The sequence below is a fragment of the Candidatus Binatia bacterium genome (assembly GCA_036563615.1).
In the GTDB taxonomy this organism is placed as follows: Bacteria; Desulfobacterota; Binatia; order UBA12015; family UBA12015; genus DATCMB01.
Genome location: DATCMB010000005.1, coordinates 45,704 through 62,669, shown reverse-complemented (window position 1 = coordinate 62,669; position 16,966 = coordinate 45,704). Strand labels below are relative to the sequence as shown.

15 protein-coding genes are annotated in these 16,966 nt (G+C 70.5%); 7 read left to right on the top strand and 8 right to left on the bottom strand.

All coding sequences use genetic code 11. The annotated features are described in order from the left end of the window. Positions 1-1,240 (top strand): hypothetical protein (locus VIS07_02925; protein ID HEY8514447.1); only part of this gene is annotated, 1,240 nt, incomplete at its 5' end. Between the two features lie 144 nt (positions 1,241-1,384). Here the strand turns inward: VIS07_02925 and VIS07_02920 are convergent. Genes VIS07_02920 through VIS07_02910 form a run of 3 tightly spaced genes read right to left on the bottom strand, consistent with a single transcriptional unit; the run spans position 1,385 to position 4,601 of the window. Next, positions 1,385-2,581, bottom strand: a complete 1,197-nt coding sequence (locus VIS07_02920) for a hypothetical protein (protein ID HEY8514446.1) — start codon at positions 2,579-2,581, stop codon at positions 1,385-1,387. A 1-nt stretch (position 2,582) separates the two neighbouring features. Further along, positions 2,583-4,034 (bottom strand): M23 family metallopeptidase, encoded by a 1,452-nt coding sequence (locus tag VIS07_02915; GenBank protein HEY8514445.1) that lies wholly within the window; start codon positions 4,032-4,034, stop codon positions 2,583-2,585. Between the two features lie 48 nt (positions 4,035-4,082). Beyond that, positions 4,083-4,601: a DUF721 domain-containing protein gene (locus VIS07_02910; protein ID HEY8514444.1), complete on the bottom strand. Its 519-nt coding sequence runs from the start codon at positions 4,599-4,601 to the stop codon at positions 4,083-4,085. Between the two features lie 375 nt (positions 4,602-4,976). Here VIS07_02910 and VIS07_02905 point away from each other — a divergent pair, with 375 nt between their 5' ends. Continuing rightward, positions 4,977-7,796 carry a vitamin B12-dependent ribonucleotide reductase gene (locus VIS07_02905; GenBank protein HEY8514443.1) on the top strand — a complete coding sequence of 940 codons (2,820 nt, stop codon included), beginning with the start codon at positions 4,977-4,979 and terminating at the stop codon, positions 7,794-7,796. Between the two features lie 562 nt (positions 7,797-8,358). After that, the gene (gene gcvH / locus VIS07_02900; protein HEY8514442.1) at positions 8,359-8,751 is read left to right on the top strand and encodes a glycine cleavage system protein GcvH; all 393 of its coding nucleotides are present in this window, start codon (positions 8,359-8,361) and stop codon (positions 8,749-8,751) included. 27 nt (positions 8,752-8,778) lie between these two features. Here gcvH and VIS07_02895 read toward each other — a convergent pair whose 3' ends face one another. Continuing rightward, the gene (locus VIS07_02895) at positions 8,779-9,144 is read right to left on the bottom strand and encodes a septum formation initiator family protein (GenBank protein ID HEY8514441.1); all 366 of its coding nucleotides are present in this window, start codon (positions 9,142-9,144) and stop codon (positions 8,779-8,781) included. A 580-nt stretch (positions 9,145-9,724) separates the two neighbouring features. Between VIS07_02895 and VIS07_02890 the strand changes: the two genes are divergently transcribed. Next, a complete protein-coding gene (locus VIS07_02890; GenBank protein ID HEY8514440.1) occupies positions 9,725-10,534 on the top strand; it encodes an alpha/beta hydrolase family protein in 810 nt (269 codons plus the stop codon). A gap of 90 nt (positions 10,535-10,624) precedes the next feature. On the opposite strand, the gene VIS07_02885 is transcribed toward VIS07_02890, so the two are convergent. The 4 genes from VIS07_02885 to VIS07_02870 form a co-directional block, all read right to left on the bottom strand. Next, positions 10,625-11,455 carry a phosphoadenylyl-sulfate reductase gene (locus VIS07_02885; GenBank protein ID HEY8514439.1) on the bottom strand — a complete coding sequence of 277 codons (831 nt, stop codon included), beginning with the start codon at positions 11,453-11,455 and terminating at the stop codon, positions 10,625-10,627. Between the two features lie 61 nt (positions 11,456-11,516). Continuing rightward, complete coding sequence (locus VIS07_02880) at positions 11,517-12,767, bottom strand: patatin-like phospholipase family protein (protein HEY8514438.1); 1,251 nt, start codon at positions 12,765-12,767, stop codon at positions 11,517-11,519. 188 nt (positions 12,768-12,955) lie between these two features. Further along, complete coding sequence (locus tag VIS07_02875; GenBank protein ID HEY8514437.1) at positions 12,956-13,780, bottom strand: NDP-sugar synthase; 825 nt, start codon at positions 13,778-13,780, stop codon at positions 12,956-12,958. Beyond that, entirely contained in the window at positions 13,777-14,859 is a 1,083-nt protein-coding gene (locus VIS07_02870; protein HEY8514436.1) for a phosphotransferase, read from the bottom strand. Before VIS07_02870 ends, VIS07_02875 begins: the two co-directional genes overlap by 4 nt. Positions 14,860-14,960: 101 nt before the next feature. Between VIS07_02870 and ndhC the strand changes: the two genes are divergently transcribed. From ndhC to VIS07_02855, 3 genes are read left to right on the top strand one after another with little or no spacing between them, the layout of a single operon-like run. Beyond that, complete coding sequence (gene ndhC, locus VIS07_02865) at positions 14,961-15,320, top strand: NADH-quinone oxidoreductase subunit A (GenBank protein ID HEY8514435.1); 360 nt, start codon at positions 14,961-14,963, stop codon at positions 15,318-15,320. Positions 15,321-15,375: 55 nt separating this feature from the next. Further along, positions 15,376-16,482, top strand: a complete 1,107-nt coding sequence (locus tag VIS07_02860; GenBank protein HEY8514434.1) for a complex I subunit 1 family protein — start codon at positions 15,376-15,378, stop codon at positions 16,480-16,482. Beyond that, positions 16,479-16,964 (top strand): NADH-quinone oxidoreductase subunit J, encoded by a 486-nt coding sequence (locus VIS07_02855; protein HEY8514433.1) that lies wholly within the window; start codon positions 16,479-16,481, stop codon positions 16,962-16,964. Before VIS07_02860 ends, VIS07_02855 begins: the two co-directional genes overlap by 4 nt. Positions 16,965-16,966: the final 2 nt, after the last annotated feature.

Below are 16,966 nucleotides of genomic sequence, written 5' to 3'. Positions count from 1 at the left end.
TCCGGACGCGGTGCTCTACGGCGTGTCGCTCGGCGTGCTGTTCCGGATCGAGCGCGGCGGGCTGCGCGACGCGCTCCTCGGCGCGGTCGCGTTCCTCGTCGGCGCGCTGCCGCTCTTCGCCTACAACACGGTGACGCAGGGGCACCCGCTGGCGTTCACGCAGGGCGCGGAGTTCCGCGAGGTCCTCTCCGTGCTGGGGACGCCGTGGCTCGTGCTCGCCCAGATGACCTTCGACTCGGGCGGCGCCTTCAAGCTCGCGAACCTCTTGCAGACGCTGCCCGGCAACCTCGCGCACCTCGGGAAGTCCTTCGGCTGGCTCGGCGTGCTGACGCTGCTCGGCGTGGTGTGGGGGATCCGCGTGCGACGGCCGCTCGCGGCGGCGTTCGCGCCGTACCCGCTGGTGGCGGTGCCGTTCTACAGCTGCTGGTCGCACCCCGACGCGCGCTACCTCGCGGGCGCGGCGCTGTGCCTGATGCCGCTCACCGCGGTGGGAGCCGCGGTGGCGTGCCGGCTGGTCGCGGACGAGCGGCGGACGCACGGCTGGCGGATCGCGGCGCTGCTCGCCGCGGCCGTGGTGCTGGCGCAGAACGTGTTGCCGGAGGAGCTGCGCCTGCCCGGGATCGGCGTGCGCGAGAGCGTGCTCGCGGTCGCGCTCGCGGTGTCGGCGCTGCTGCCGCTCGTGCCGCAGGCCGGACGCGCGCTGAACCGTCTCGCGCCGCTTCTCCCCGCGCTCGCGCTCGCCGGTCTCGCGCTGTCGATCGTCGCGACCTCGCGCGGCAGCCGCGACCCGTACCAGCGGCCGCAGATCGAGCGCGCGCGTCGGGTCGTCCGCGAGGTCATCCCGCCGGGCTCGCTGGTCCTCACCAGCGAGGGGCTCGGGCGACCGATGGAGAACCTGCGCCACTACGTCGGCGTCAACGCCTACTACTTCGGCGAGCTCCCGCTGCTCGTGGTGTCGCGCGACGGCGTCATCGGACGGTCGCTGGTCGCGGGCCAGCGCGTCTTCCTGCTGCTGCGCGGCGAGGACCGCGAGACGCTGCGCACGATCAAGAACAACACGCCGCGGCTCGTCACCCGCGTGCAGGGCCAGCAGCTCTACGACTGGTTCGTCGATCCGCGCAAGGCGCCGTTCGGCGCGGCGCTCTACGAGATCGAGCCGTCGGCGGCGACGCTGCAGCTGCGCGAGATGCTGCGCGCCAGGGACGGGGAGGGGACGCCGGCGTCGGAGCCGCCGCGCTGATCGTGCAACGACGAGCCGTCGCCGGCGCCGTGCCGAGCGCGCGGCCTCGAGCCGCCGCCGCCGCGCAGAGCGCACGACGACCAGCGCGGGCCGCTGCGCTCGGCGTGCGACGCGAAGCCGGATCCGTCGCGCAGGATGCGTCGCTCAGCGGCCGCGCAGGCGCTGCTGCTCCGCGAGCGCCTGCGCCGGCGTGACGATGAGCGAAGATTGCGCCTGCTCCTGCGCGCGCTGCGCCTTGATCTCGAGCGCGAGCACGAGCGAGCGTCGCGCGATCTCCGCCAGCACCGGGATCTCGGCGATCGGCCGTCCGGCGCGCGCCGCCTCGGCCGCGGCGACGAGCGCGCGTGCGAGGTCCATGCGGCCACGGCGCGCGAGCAGGTACGCGCTCTCGTCGAGCCGCTCGGCGAAGAGCGCGCGCCGCTCGGCGTCGTCGAGCACCTCCTGCGTCGCGCGCTCGAGCTCCGCACGCAGACGCTCCTCGCGCTGCTGCGGGCTGATCACCAGCACCGACGTCTGCGCGTCCTCGATCCGGGTCAGCGCCGGCTCGACCCAGTCGCGCGGCAAGAGCCAGCCGCCGAGCTCCTTCTCGCGCAGCGCGGCGAGAGACTCCTTGAGCGCGTTCGGATCGGCGGCCGCCGCGGCACGGTCGAGCAGGGCGTCGACCGGGGGAGGCGGCGGCGACGCCGGCGGATGGGGCACGATCTCGTCGCGCGCGCGCCGCACCTCGGCGTCGCGCGAGCGATCGGTGGCGCGCTCGAGCGCGCGCATCAGCAGCGCGTCGGCGTGCTGCCAGGGGATCTCGATGAGCGCGACGCCGCTGCGCTCCGACAGGTCGCGCTGCGTCTGGCGCAGCATCTTGCGCGTCGTCGCGCCGGCGTAGAACTCGAGCAGCCCCTGCACGTCGTTCACCACCGCGGACAGCGACGCCATCCCCTGCGCGGTGCGCCGCGCCATCCACACGAGCCGGCTGCCGGAAGGGTCGATCGCGGTCGCCCACGCTTCGGGCTCGTCCTCGCTCGGACCGAGCAGCGCGCTCGCCGGCGGGGGCGGCGGCGCCTCGGGCGCGCGCCACAGGCCGCGCTGCTCGAGGCGGTAGAGCGCGCGCTTGATTGCGCGCTTGACGTTCTTGTTGGTGGTGCGCGAGGTCAGCGCAGAGAGACGCTCGCCGGCCGCGGGCTCGTCGCTCGCGCCGAGCAGCTCGACGACCTCCGCCTCGAGCTCGGGCTCCTCGCCCCAGCGCGCCTCGAGTCCCGCGAGCGCCTCGAGCGGACGCTCGACGTCGAGGCCGCGCGCAGCGAGCCGGTCGCGCAGCGTGCGCGAGCTGTCGGTCGCGCGCGCCACGTCAGGATTCCGCCGCCTGCGCGGCGGTCTCGGCCGGCGGCGCCGCTGCGGGCGCCGGCGTCGCGGCCGGTGCGGGCGGCTCGATCTGCGCGAGCACGCGGTTGTTCAGCCACTTCGGATCCCACCACTCGACCGGGTCGACGTGGTGGCCGCGCAGCATGATGCTGAAGTGCAGGTGGTCGCCGCCCGCGAGCCCGGTCTCGCCGGTGCGTCCGATCTGCTGGCCCTTCGCGACCTCCTGGCCCACCTCGACCTCGGTGCTGCTGAGGTGCGCGTAGAGCGAGGACAGTCCGAGCCCGTGGTCGATGATCACGACGTTGCCGTAGATGCCGAGGTTGCCGACGTAGACGACTTTTCCTGCGTTGCCGGCGTTCACCGGCGCTTGCTTGACGGACGCCAGGTCGTAGCCGAGGTGGACCTGGGTGTCGATCACCTCGCCGTTGTATCGGTACGTCCGGCGCTCGGCAAAACGCGACCCGACCTTGCTCCCCGGCTGCTGCCGGAAGGCGCCGTCGATGAGCAGCCGCGGCTCGCTCGATGCGACGATCTCCCGGAGGCGCTCCTCGCTCTGCCGGCGGAGGTCGCGGTTGATCAGCAGGTAGCTCTGCACCGGATCGGCCGCCGGCTGCAGCTCATTGACCGACAGGATCTCGGGAACCTTGATGGTCAGGAAGTCGTCCCCGATGACGATCTCCTCGCTCGGGAAGGTCTTGTCGCGCACCGTCACCGGGAAGGGCGTCTCGCGCCGGTTGCCGGCCGCGTCCTCGGCGACGACCTTGGGCCGCGCGGTCGGCTCGACGTCGTGCGGCATCGCGTAGAGCGCGACGCGCGCCGCGGGGTCGGAGACCACGCCCGCCTCGCCGGGGAAGAAGTAGTCGCCGATCTCGACCCCGGAGCGGACGGCGTCCTCGCTCACCGTGTAGACGACCGCGTCGCTCCCACCGCGCGTCAAGTAGTGCTGCCCGCCCTGAACCGCGACGTTCGGCGGCGTCAGGTCGACGGTGACTGGACGCTCGAGGATCGTCCCCTCGCTGCGCCAGAAGCGCAGCGGCGACCAGTCGCGCGCCGTCACCACGAGCTGCGCCGGGCCCTCCGCGAGGCCCGCCGCGCGCGCGTCGACGACGACGTCGACCGTGCGCGAGCGGACGCTGCTGCCGAGAAGCCCGTCGCGCGGCAGCTCCTCCTCCGCGACGACCGTCTCTTCGCCGTTCGCGCCGCGCAGCAGGACCTTCCACGAGCGCAGGCCGCTGCGACCCGCGTCGAGCGTCAGCGCGAGCGGCGTGGCGCGCCCGACGACCTCGACCTCCGACGTGAGCGTCGCCTTGGGTCTCGACGTTCCCGCCCACAGCGTGACGCCGATCGCCACGAGCACCACCACCGCGAGGGTGAGGAGCAGCACGCGGCGGCCGAAGCCCATCGCGCGCCGTCCGAAGCTCGGTTCCCGCATCCGCATCGTCAACCCCCGTGGCTGCTGGCTCGACCGGTCCCCGCGCCGGCTGCGTCAAGTATGAGAGCGCGCGCGACGGCGAAGCGCGCCGTCGGCGACCAGGCGCTCGGTTCGCTTGGCCGCGAGCGAGCGCAGCGCCGCCGCGAGCTCGCCCTTCGGCTCGTGCGTCGGCGTCGCGGCGGGCGTGCGCGCGCTCCGTGCGCCGTCCGCGATCGCGCTCGCGTCGCTCGGCAGCCGCCGTCGCTCTCGGTCCCGCTCGCGCGCGGCGAGCGCCGCATCCAGCGTCACCTCGCCGCCGACCAGCCGGATCCGCTGCACGACGTCGCGCCCGAGCGCCTGGTTCAGGCGCGCCGCGATGTCGGCGGTGAGCAGGGCGAGCTCCTGCCGCCAGACCGCGTCGCCGACCGCGACCACCAGCTCGCCGCGCGCGAGCCGCACCGGTGTCGCGTGCCGCGCGATGCGCGCGCCGAGCGTCGCGCTCCAGGTCTCGGCGATCTGCCAGAGGTCGCTCGAGGGCTCGAGGCCCGCGCCTCGGAGCACGTCGGAGAGCAGCTCGCGCAGCTTCGGAATCATCGCTTGACGTCCGGAGCCCCTTGGCGGACGCGGCTCGAGCGCCTCTCGGACGAATCGGGCCGCCTTCCCTTGACAGCACTAGATCTAGTGTGGCAATGACCTGAGCCACACAAGATCAAGGGCGAGCGCAGGGGCCGCGGGGTAGGAGCAAGGGGCGGCACCCGGCGGCACAGGCGGTACGAGCCCGGTTCGATCGGCACGATGGTGCGCTCGTCGAGCGGGCACCGGAGAGGGGGGCGTGCTGTGGATATCTCGACGCTGGGGAATCGTGTGACGGACGACGCGACGAACGGCAAGGCACAGGGCACGCCGGTTTCGGCCGCAGCCCACACGCCGGGCGGCGAGGCGCCTTGGCGCGACGCCGGGGCGCCTGCGGTGGCGCGGCAGGACGCGAAGCCGGGCCGCGGGCTCACCTTCCGGCGCTGGTTCACGACGACGCCCGACGCGCGGCGGCGTGACCCTCGCGAGCAGCCTCGCATCGACCCGATCGAAACCGAGGTCTTCGAGCGACGCAACGCGGTCATCACCGGCGAGGCTGGCGAGGTCGTGTTCGAGCAGCACGACGTCGAGGTGCCCGCCGCCTGGTCGCAGCTCGCGACCAACGTCGTCGCCTCGAAGTACTTCCGCGGTCCGCTCGGCACGCCGCAGCGCGAGACCAGCGTCAAGCAGCTCATCGGCCGCGTCGTGCGCTCGATCCGCACCTGGGGCGAGGAGCAGGGGTACTTCGCGTCGCCCACCGACGCCGAGATCTTCGCCGACGAGCTGACCCACCTGCTGATCAAGCAGAAGGCGTCGTTCAACTCGCCGGTCTGGTTCAACGTCGGCGTGGAGCCCAAACCCCAGTGCTCGGCGTGCTTCATCCTGTCGGTGGACGACACCATGGAGTCGATCCTCGACTGGTACCGCCGCGAAGGGATCATCTTCAAGGGCGGCTCCGGCTCGGGCGTCAACCTGTCGCGCATCCGTTCCTCCAAGGAGCGTCTCGGCGGCGGCGGCACGGCGTCGGGCCCGGTGTCGTTCATGCGCGCCGCGGACGCCTCTGCGGGCGTCATCAAGTCGGGCGGCAAGACGCGTCGTGCGGCCAAGATGGTCGTGCTCGACGTCCAGCATCCGGACATCGTCGAGTTCATCAACTGCAAGGCCGAGGAGGAGAAGAAGGCCTGGGCGCTGATCGACGCCGGCTACGACGGCTCGCTCGACGGCCCGGCGTACAGCTCGGTGTTCTTCCAGAACGCGAACAACTCGGTGCGCGTCACCGACGAGTTCATGCGCGCGGTCGAGAACGACGGCACCTGGCAGACGCGCTTCGTCACCTCGGGCGAGGTCGCCGAGACGTTCCGCGCGCGCGACCTCATGCGGATGATCGCCGAGGCGGCGCACTTCTGCGGCGACCCCGGCATGCAGTTCGACACGACGATCAACGCCTGGCACACCTGCCCGAACAGCGGGCGGATCAACGCCTCGAACCCTTGCAGCGAGTACATGCACCTCGATGACTCGGCCTGCAATCTGGCGTCGATCAACCTGATGAAGTTCCTCGGCGAGAACGGCGAGCTCGACACCGCGTCGTTCCGTCACGCGGTCGACATCCTGATCACCGCGCAGGACATCATCGTCGACGCGTCGAGCTACCCGACGCCGGAGATCGCCCGCAACGCGCATGCCTTCCGCGAGCTCGGGCTGGGCTACGCGAACCTCGGCGCGCTGCTGATGGAGCTCGGCATGCCGTACGACTCGGAGGTCGGACGGCAGTACGCCGGCGCGGTCACGGCGCTGCTGTGCGGCGAGGCGTACGTGCAGTCGGCGCGCATCGCCGCCGCGCTCGGACCGTTCGAGGGCTACGCGGTGAACCGCGAGCCGATGCTCGGCGTGATCGAGAAGCATCGCAGCCACGCGATGAAGCTGTCGTCGTCGCACGTGCCGCTCGACCTGCTGCACGCGGCGCGCACCGCCTGGGACCAGGCGCTGGCGCTCGGTCGCGAGCACGGCTTCCGCAACTCGCAGACCACGGTGCTCGCGCCGACCGGCACGATCGCCTTCATGATGGACTGCGACACCACCGGCGTGGAGCCCGACATCGCGCTGGTGAAGTACAAGAAGCTCGTCGGCGGCGGCATGCTGAAGATGGTCAACAGCACCGTCCCCAGCGCGCTGAAGCGCCTCGGCTACGACTCGAAGGAGGTGCAGGCGATCGTCGAGTACCTCGAGGCCGAGGACACGATCGAGGGCGCGCCGGGGCTGCGCGACGAGCACCTGCCGGTCTTCGACTGCGCCTTCAAGCCGGCGAAGGGCTCGCGCGCGATCTCGCCCGAGGGGCACCTGCGCATGATGGGCGCGGTGCAGCCGTTCCTCTCGGGCGCGATCTCGAAGACCATCAACATGCCGGCGGACACGACGCCGGAGCAGGTCTTCGACGCCTTCATGCTGGCGTGGAAGCTCGGGCTCAAGGCGGTCGCGATCTACCGCGACGGCTGCAAGCGCACGCAGCCGCTCAACACCTCGCGCGGCGAGGGCGACGGCCGCGAGCGCAGCGAGAGCGCCGCAGCCGCGCCGGCCGCGTCGACGGCGGTCGCCACCGCAGCGCCTGCGCCGTCGGCTTCGCCGGAGTTCCAGCCGGTGCGCCGTCGGCTGCCGGCCGACTGCCGCTCGATCCGGCACAAGTTCGACGTCGCCGGGCACGAGGGCTACATCCACGTCGGCTTCTACGACGACGGCACGCCGGGCGAGATCTTCATCAAGATGGCCAAGGAGGGCAGCACGATCTCCGGCCTGATGGACACCATCGCCACGCTGACCTCGCTGGCCCTGCAGTACGGCGTGCCGCTCGACGCGCTGGTGAGCAAGTTCAGCCACGTGCGCTTCGAGCCCTCGGGCTTCACCAAGAACCCCGAGATCCCGTACGCGAAGTCGCTCACGGACTACATCTTCCGCTTCCTCGGCGTGCGCTTCCTCACCGCGGACAAGCGCTCGCAGGTCGGGCTCACGGAGCACGAGGAGGCGGCGCGCGACACGCAGGCCGTGGCGTCGGTCGAGGTCGACGTCCGTGGCCGGCTCACCGCCGCGGCTGGCACCGGCATGGTGACCTTCAGCCAGCAGGCGGACGCGCCGAGCTGCTCCGACTGCGGCTCGATCATGATCCGAAACGGCTCGTGCTACCGCTGCACCAACTGCGGCGCGACGAGCGGATGCTCCTGAGGCAGCGCGGCTGACGCGAGCGTCGCCGGCGCGTGTGGCCTGGAGCGCGCGTCGGCGGGGGAGGCCTGGGGACGGGTGGTTGTTGAGGAGGGGCCTCCTGGGGGTGGTGATGTGGAGGGGGTCCAGGCGATGAACCGGGGTGGGACGTCCGTTGGGCGTCCCACCCCGGCCTGCTTGCGGCTCACGCTCCGTGGTGGAGCGAGGTCGCAAATCTCAGCGGCGCTTGCTCACCGCCGGCCGACGGCTCGTCCGTGTGCTCGAGTCGGCGGCCTTCTTCTTGCGTGCCGCGAAGGTGTTGTCCACAGATGGGCATAGCTCCGGCCCGCCACTGCTGCACGCGCGCGTCTCTCGCGTGCGGAGCAGCGATCGTGCCGGCGCACACCCTGCGGAATTCCCTGTACGAAACTCGAGCGGGCGTGCTCGAAAAACGACGCGCGTCCCTTGCGGCGCGACGCATTGATGACCACACGAGATGCGTCGCACGGAAGGGCGTGTGCAGCGTGTCGTTGGCTTGACTGGCGCACGATCCGCCTTTAAGGACCTCGATCTTCAAGGAGTTTGCATGGCCGAGAAGCTCAAATTCTCCGACGAGCACCTGTGGGTGCGTGTCGAGGGGCACCAGGTGCAAATCGGCCTCTCCGACTATCTGCAGAACAAGCTCGGCGAGGTGATCTCCATTCACCTGCCGGAGGTCGGTGAGGAGATCGAGCGCGGCGAGCCGCTCGGCGAGGTCGAGTCGGCGAACGAGGTGCACGAGCTGATCTCGCCGGTGACCGGCGTCGTGGTGGCGACCAACACCGAGCTCGAGGATCAGCCCATCCTGGTCAACGAGGATCCCTACCACACCGGCTGGCTGCTCGAGGTCGAGCTGCGCGACGAGTCGGAGTTCGACGAGCTCATCGATCCCGACGAGTACGAGGAGATGATCGCCGGCGAGGAGGAGGAAGAGGAGTAGGGCGGGGCTCCCGCCCGGCCCCACCGCTCAGCGCGTGCGCGCGGGCGGAGCGTCGGGGCCTTCCTTCTCGTTCTTGGCCGCGTCTGCGGCTTCGTCCGCGGGCGGCGGCACGTGGTAGAGCACCTCGCCGGGGCGCACCATGCTCAGGTGACGCCGCGCCAGGCGCTCGAGCGTCCGGTCGTCGGTGCGCAGCAGCGCCTGCTGCTCGCGCAGCTCGCTGATCTCCTGCACCAGGCGGAAGTTTCGCTCGTTGGTTGCCTCGAGCTCGCGCTCGAGCTGCAGCACGCGCGCCAGCCCGCGCTCGCTGGTCGCGGCCGACACGAGCAGGATCGCCGCGAGCGCGAACAGCGCGATCGCGAGCCAGTAGCGCCGCAGGGCTTCGAGGGTTGGCACCCGCCCTGTGTATCCGCCGCGTCGGCGCGCGGCAACCGCGCCGGCAAAACGAAGTTCTCGTAATCTCGGCGCGGAACGGAGAACGGCATTCTGCCCGTCCGATCACCCGCGGCGGCTCGGGCACTTCCAAATAAAATGTCATTCTCCTATTGACTTCCGTAAAGTGATGCTCGTAAAATGCCGTTTAAGTGGTGGTTGTGGGGTGGTTGTGGTGGAGCTCGCCTGAGAGGGGATGAGGTTCGAACGAACCGAAGGAGGCATTCATGCCAGTTGCGAAGAAGAAGACGGCCAAGAAGACGGCCGCAAAGACCGCGTCAAAGGCAAAGAAGAAGGCCCCGGCCAAGAAGAAGAAGGCCCCGGCCAAGCGCAAGTAGCTTCATCTTCACGGTAGTCGTCTCTCAACAAGAATAAAAAAGGGGAATTCGCCTCTCGACGCGTGTCGGGGGGGACAACTCAAAAAGTTTGATCTCAGGCGAGTACGGGCGAGAGCCCGGACACAGCGAGAGCCCTCGGGTCGAGAGACTCGAGGGCTCTCGCCGTTTGCGGGTCGCCCGCGCCCGATGGGCGCGCGATGAGACGGATGGACGCAGGCGCGGGCCTGGTCTACGGAGCGCTCATGCCCGACGCCGAGGCGCGCGTCACCGTCGTCGAGCCCGAGAGCGAGCGCTACCGGGCCGACCTGGTGTTCCTGCACGGCCTGTGGGCCGGATCGTGGGTCTGGCGCGCCGCGGCCGCCGGCTTCGCGCACCGCGGCTGGCGCTGCGTGCTGATCGACGCCTCCGGCGCCGCCGCATCGTCGTCGCTCGCCGCGGCGTTCGAGCGCGCGCTGCGTGAGCTCCCCGAGCGCGACGCGAAGCCCGTCGTGGTCGGTCACGACGCGGGGGCGCTGATCGCGCTCGACCTCGCGGCGCGGGGCGAGGTGCGCGGCGCGGTCGCGATCGCGCCGCTCCTCGAGGGTCTACGACCGCTGCTGACGCGCGGACGCCGGACGATGCTCCGCCTGCGCCGCTGGGGCGCGGAGCCGCCGCCGCCGCGCGAGCATCCCTACTTCGCGGGGCTGAGCGAGGCGGCGGGCGCCGAGCTGCACGCCGCGCTCGCGCCCGAGCCGGTCGCGCGGCTGCGCGAGGTCGAGCGGCTCACCGAGCCCGCGGCACCCGCGGTGCCGGCGCTGCTGGTCGCGCAGCAGGGCGACGCCGTCGCGACGACGCTGCTGGTCGAGATCTGCGCCCGCGGCATTGAGGCCGACTTCCAGCGCGGCGCCGGCGGACACTGGCCGATGCTCGGCGAGCGCGTGGATGACTGGGTGACGGTGATCCACCGCTGGCTCATCAAGCGCGTCGGCCACGGGCTCCTGCTGCTGCGCGGCGACGAGGATCTGCGCGACGAGTGAGGCGGCGTCGCGCCGCGCGCCCCGTGTGCGGGTGAGCGAGACGCTGGCGACGCGGGATCGGCGCTGCGCGCGGCGCCTACCAGCGGAGCGCTACCGCCGCGCGGCGCGCGCGGCGTTCGGCTCGTCCGCGACCTCGGGCTCGGCGCGCGCCGGCGCCTTCGCGTCGGTCGTCGGGGTCGACGGATCGGTCGCGGCTTCCGACTCGGGCGGCGTCAGGAAGGTGTGCAGGCCGCACTCGACCTTGCCGCGTCCCGCCCAGCGACCGGCGCGCTCGTCCTCGCCGGCGAGGATCGGGCGCGTGCACGGCGCACAGCCGATGCTGGTGTAGCCCTGCTCGAACAGCGGGTGGGTCGGGATGTCGTGCTCGGTGAGGTAGCGGTAGGTGTCCCGCGACGTCCAGTTGGCGAGCGGATTCACCTTGACGATGCCGCCCTGCAGCCGCTCGATGATCGGCATCTTGGCGCGGGTCACCGCCTGATCGCGCCGCCGCCCGTTGATCCACGCACGGACGCCGCGCAGCGCGAGCTGCATCGGCTCGACCTTGTTGATCTTGCAGCACAGGTCCGGATCGCGCTGGTGCAGGTCGTCGCCGTACTTGGCGATGAACTCGCTGCGCGGCATCACCGAGGTCAGGTTGCGCACCGGCAGCCCGAAGCGCGCGATCAGCTCGTCGCGGTACGCCAGCGTTTCGGGGAAGTGGTAGCCGGTGTCGATGAAGAAGATCGGCGTGTCCGGGGCGATCGTGCGCAGCATGTGCGCGATCACGACGCCCTCGTGCTGGAAGGACATCGTGAGGACGGCGTCCGGGGCGAAGTGGCGCGTCGTCCAGGTCAGGATCTCTTGCGGCGTGGCGGTCTCGAAGAGCTCGTTCTGCCGCGCAAAATCGATGGCCTGGTCACCCGCGGCGTCGGGATTCGCCATGGGATGGCGCTAACACAGGCGCCCACCCCCGGCAATTGCCCCGAATTTTCGCGGCGATGCGTCAGCCGGCGTCGGCTTCGAGCAGGGCCTCGTCGTCGCCCAGCGACTCGCGGATCCGCGACGCGCTCTCCTCCATGTGGCGGCGCGAGACCGTGAGGCCGTGCCGCTCGAAGACGCGGCTCAGCGTCTCGTAGTGCGCATCGATCGCCATCTTGGTCGACAGGTAGCCGTGGTCCGCCGCGCGCCGACGCTCCCAGAAGTTCATCGGGAACATGTTGAAGAAGGTCTCGTCGGTGTCGGTCGGCTCGATCAGCACGATGTCGCCGTGGAAGTTCGGATCGTCGCGGTACTGGTTGAGCGCCAGGTGGAGTCGCGAGTGCAGCAGAGCGCGGAACACCTGGTTGAGCACCGCGAGCATGCCGTGGTCGGCGAGCGCCGTGCCTCTCTCGCCGCGCCGGCGTTCGCGCTCGATCGTGTTGTTGAACGGCCGGAACGGGTTGTAGCAGACGATCAGGTCCGCGCCGTGCTCGATCGCGACGTCGAGGTTCGCGGTGCGGCGCACGCCGCCGTCGATGTAGTCGACGCCCTTGATGCGCGCGGGCTTGTAGAAGCCGGGCAGGGCGGTCGTCGCCTGCACCGCCTCGGAGATCGTCAGCGCGGAGTCCTCGTCGTGGCCGAACACGACGCGCTCGGCGGTGTCGAGGTTGACGGCGACGATGTAGAGCTCCTTGCCGCGCTGCCGGTAGAGCGCGTGGAAGCTGTTGGTGAGGCCGCGCTCGGTGAAGCCCTCGCGGATGAAGCGCTCGATGCGCCGGTTGTCGAACAGACCCGACGGCAGGTAGTCGAGCGGCACCGGGAACTCGGTCTCGGCGGTCAGCCCGTCGACCGCGACCGCCGCCACCTCGCGCAGGTTCTCGAGCGTGGGCTCGGCGAGCCAGCGCTCGAGCGGCGAGCGCATGCGCTGCACCGTGTCCGGGCTCTTGACGAGGATCTCGCCGATCGTCCGCGGAAAGTACGTGACCAGGTCGGTCAGGTACTCGAGCGGCTTGGTCACCATCTCCCCGATGTTCGGGAAGTAGACGTCGATCAGGCGGAACTCGCGGATGTCTCCCTCGCCCTCCATGCTCGCGATGAGCTCCGCCGGCGTGATGCCGGCGGCGAGTGGTGCGGCGAGAAAGGCGCCGGCCGACAGACCGACGTAGATGTCGAAGTCGACGACCTTGCGGCTGACCAGGTAGTCGTCGAGGGCGCGCAGGCCGCCGAGCTTGAACGCTCCGCCGGTCACCGCGCCGCCCGCGAGGACCAACGCCAACCGCGGATTCAGCTTCCGCGTCCGGGCGTTGCTCCTCTGAATGACGGTGATGCCCATGTGCTGCCGAAGAGTTAGGCCTTTCGACCGGTGCGAGCAAGCGTCGTGCCGCCGCCCGTGCTCGATCTGGAGGCGATGAAAGGTTGTCGTGGCGCCGTTTTCGGCTCCGTCAGCCACATCGGCGCGGCACATCAATCACGTAAGGAAGGGAGATCACGCATGTACGTCGGTTGCGCAGGCGGGGCGAGCGCGGCGCGTGCGCGCGCGAGATCCTCCTCGGTGTCGGCGGTGTACCAGCGGCCGTCGTACACGTAGCCGAAGAAGCGTTCGCCGCGCTCGAAGAGCTCGGGGTAGAGCTCGCGCATGGTGCCGAAGGGTCGCCCGCTCGGCATCAGCTCGAGCATCCGCGGGTCGAGGACCTGCACCGACGCGAACATGAGCTCGCGCAGCGTCGGGGAGTCGTCGCCGCGGCCGAGGAAGCGGCGGATGCGGCCTTCCGCGTCGATCCCGAAGGTGCCGTAGGACGCCGCGCGCGGGTCGTCGCGCAGGACGAAGGTGGCGAGCGCGTCGCGCTCGCGGTGGAAGCGCACGACGTCGGTGATCGGGATCTCGCTCACCACGTCGCCGTTCAGGACGACGATCGGCGCGTCGCGCCGGTCCGTGACGTCCGGCGCCAGCAGCTCCTCGAGCAGCGGCGCCGCGAAGCGGATCCCGCCGCCGGTATCGAGCAGCGTCTCCTCGATCGACCAGTGGATGCGCACCCCGTAGCGCGAGCCGTCGCCGAGCGCGGCGCGCAGCTTCTCGCGCAGGTGGTGCACGTTCACCACGACGTCGTGGATGCCGTGCGTGCGCAGCAGCGCGAGACCGTAGGCGATCAGCGGATGGCCCGCGACGTCGATCAGCGGCTTCGGCGTCGTGTCGGTGAGCGGGCGAAGGCGCGTGCCGCGTCCCGCGGCGAGGATCATCGCGCGCGGCGCGAGGCGACGAGCCGCGCTCTCGGCTCGCGCGCTGCTCATGCGAAGAGCTCGCTGCGGGCGGCGAGCACGCGCAGCAGATCCCGGTCGCCGCGCGCCTCGAGCGCGCGAACCGTCTGGCGCGCCATCCGCGGCAGGAAGCGCAGGTAGCCCGTCTTGCCGCGCTCGATCGCGAGGAAGCGGAAGCGCCCGATCACGCGCAGCGTGCGGTACGCGACCGCGTCGAAGTAGTCGGCGTGGAGCGCGTCCGCGTCGAGAACCCCGCCGCGGCGCGCGAGCTCGGCGCCGAAGCGCCGCACGAGAATGGCTTCCAGCTCCGGGTCGACGAAGCGATCGCTGTCGCGGTCGGTGCAGAGGCTCGCGAGGTCGTAGAGCGCCGGGCCGAGGAGCGCGTCCTGGAAGTCGATCACGCGGATCGCGCCCTGCGCGTCGACGTGCAGGTTCCAGGCGTGGAAGTCGCGGTGCATGAGCACGATCGGCTGCGCTGCGATGCGGTCGCCGAGCCGTGCGAGCGCCGCGCGCAGCTCGGGATCGGCGTCCGCGGCGCGCGCCGGACCAGCGTCGCTCGGCGCGAAGCCGTGCGAGCACACGACGTCGAGCTCGAGGCCGATCAGCTCGCGGTCGTAGCGGTTGCGGAACGCGATGCAGCGCGGATCGGGCGCGCGCACGAGCGCGCTGATCGAGGCGAGCACGTCGACCGCCTGCTCGAAGAGCGCGCGACGGTCGCGCTCGTACGGCCCGCCGTCACACGCGGCGTCGGCGAGCGGCAGGTCGCCCAGGTCCTCGAGCAGCAGCACGCCGTCGCGCTCGTCGACGTGGTAGATCGCCATCACCGGCACGCCGTGACGCGCGAGGTAGCGGTGCACGTCGACGAACGGCAGCTCGCTCGGGGCCTCGCCGGTGGTGATCTCCTCGGACTTGGTCGCCGGCTCGTCGTGCGGCAGCAGCATCGCGATTGCGCTCGCAGGTGCGTCGCCCGCGAGACGCACGCGGACGTAGCGGCGCGCGGAGGCGTCGCCTGCGAGCGGCTCGAGCGCGATCACTTTTCCGCGCGGCCACGCGGTCTCGGCTGCGCGCGCGAGCGCGCTCGCGTGCCGCGCGCCGACGACGGAAGCGTCCATCCCGCGGCGCGTTAGCCGAGGCAATTTGACTTGGCAAATGGAATCTCTAATCTCCGGACGGTTTTGCGGCGCATGCCGCCTAATCCTTCGAGAGCTGCCGCGTGACGAATCCCTACATCGCTCTGCTGATCAGCTTCGCGCTCTGCGCGCTCGTCGCTGCGATCATGATGAGCGCGAGCTGGCTGCTGGGCCCGAAGCGGGAGTCGAAGGCCAAGCTCGAGATCTTCGAGACCGGCAACCCGCCGATCGGCTCGATCCGCGGCATGCGGTTCCCGGTCAAGTTCTACCTCGTCGCGATCCTGTTCGTGGTCTTCGACGTCGAGGTGGTGTTCATGTATCCCTGGGCGGTCGTCTTCCGTCGCCTCGGCTGGATGGGGCTCTGGGAGATGGCCGCCTTCGTGGCGGTGCTCGGCGTCGGGCTCGCCTACGTCTGGCGCGTCGGCGCTCTGGAATGGGACTGAGGGCGTTGCTCGAGCGAGCAGCCCAACGGGGGAGAGGAGCGCGGCGGGGTCGTCGATGGAGCTGTTGATCGCCTTCGGCAAGGCGCTGGTCGCGCTGTTCATCATCCTGCAGGTCACGGTCCTGCTGCTGTGGATCGAGCGCAAAGGCTCGGCGCTGATTCAGGACCGCGTCGGCGCGAACCGCGCGAACATCTTCGGCGGGCTGCTGCCCTTCAACCTCGGCATCGTCAACACGCTGATGGCCGACCCGCTGAAGCTCTTCCACAAGGAAGACATCGTCCCCAAGGACGCCGACCGCTTCCTGCACTGGCTCGCGCCGTTCGCGGCGGTGCTGCCGCTGTTCGTCACGTTCGCGGTGGTGCCGTTCGGCGACGTGCTGGTGATCGGCGACACGGTGATCAACCTGCAGGCGGCGGAGCTCAACGTCGGGCTGCTGTTCATCCTCGGCATGGTGTCGCTCGGCGTGTACGGCGTGATCATCGGCGGCTGGGCGTCGAACTCGCGCTACGCGTTCCTGGGCGGCGTGCGCGGCTCGGCGCAGATGATCTCGTACGAGCTCGGGATGGGGCTCGCGCTGGTCGCGGTGGTGCTCACCTACGGCACGCTCGATCTGCAGGAGATCGCGCGCGCGCAGGGGCAGCTCATGTGGGGCGTGATCCCGGCCTGGGGCGTCTTCTACCAGCCGCTCGCGCTGATCATCTTCTTCATCGCGGGGATGGCCGAGTCGAAGCGCGCGCCGTTCGACCTGCCCGAGGCGGAGTCGGAGCTCGTGGCCGGCTTCTACACCGAGTACTCCGGCTCGAAGCAGTCGATGTTCATGATGTCGGACTTCATCGAGATCGCGATCGTCGCGGCGCTGGTCACGACGCTGTTCTTCGGTGGCTGGCAGGTGCCGTATCTCTACCGTGACGGCTTCCACCTGCCGGGCGGCTACTTCTTCGCGGTGCCGTCGCTGGTGGTGACGTTGCTGCAGGTCGCGTCGTTCCTCATCAAGCTCTTCATCTTCTGCTGGCTGCAGATCCTCGTGCGCTGGACGTTCCCGCGCATGCGTTACGACCACCTCATGACCCTCGGCTGGAAGCGTCTGCTGCCGATCGGGCTCGCAAACGTCGCCGTGACCGCCGTTCTGGTGCTCGCGCTCGAAGGTTGGACGGTCGCGTGATCGCTTTCTACTTCATCGCCATTCTGATGATCGCCTCGGCGTTGACGGTGATCCTGCACCGCAACCCGATCTACTCGGCGCTCGCGCTGGTGAACACGCTCTTCCTGATCGCCGTCGCGTTCGTGCTCCTCGACGCGGAGCTGATCGCGATGCTGCAGGTGATCGTCTACGCCGGCGCGATCGTCATCCTGTTTTTGTTCGTGATCATGCTGCTCAACGTCGAGGTGGAGCAACGAAGCTTCCGGCTGTCCAAGTTCGGCACGGCCGGGCTCGCCTTCGCGCTGCTGCTCGCGCTCGAGCTCGGCGTGCTGGCGATCGTTTACGAGCCGATGCAGATCGCGTCGCCGCCGGCCGGGTTCGGCACGACCGAGCTGCTCGCGGAGAACCTGTTCGCGAAGAGCTTACTGCCGTTCGAGCTGACCAGCGTGCTGCTGCTCGTCGCGGTCGTGGGCGCCGTCGTCATGGCGCGGCGCAAGGCTTGAGG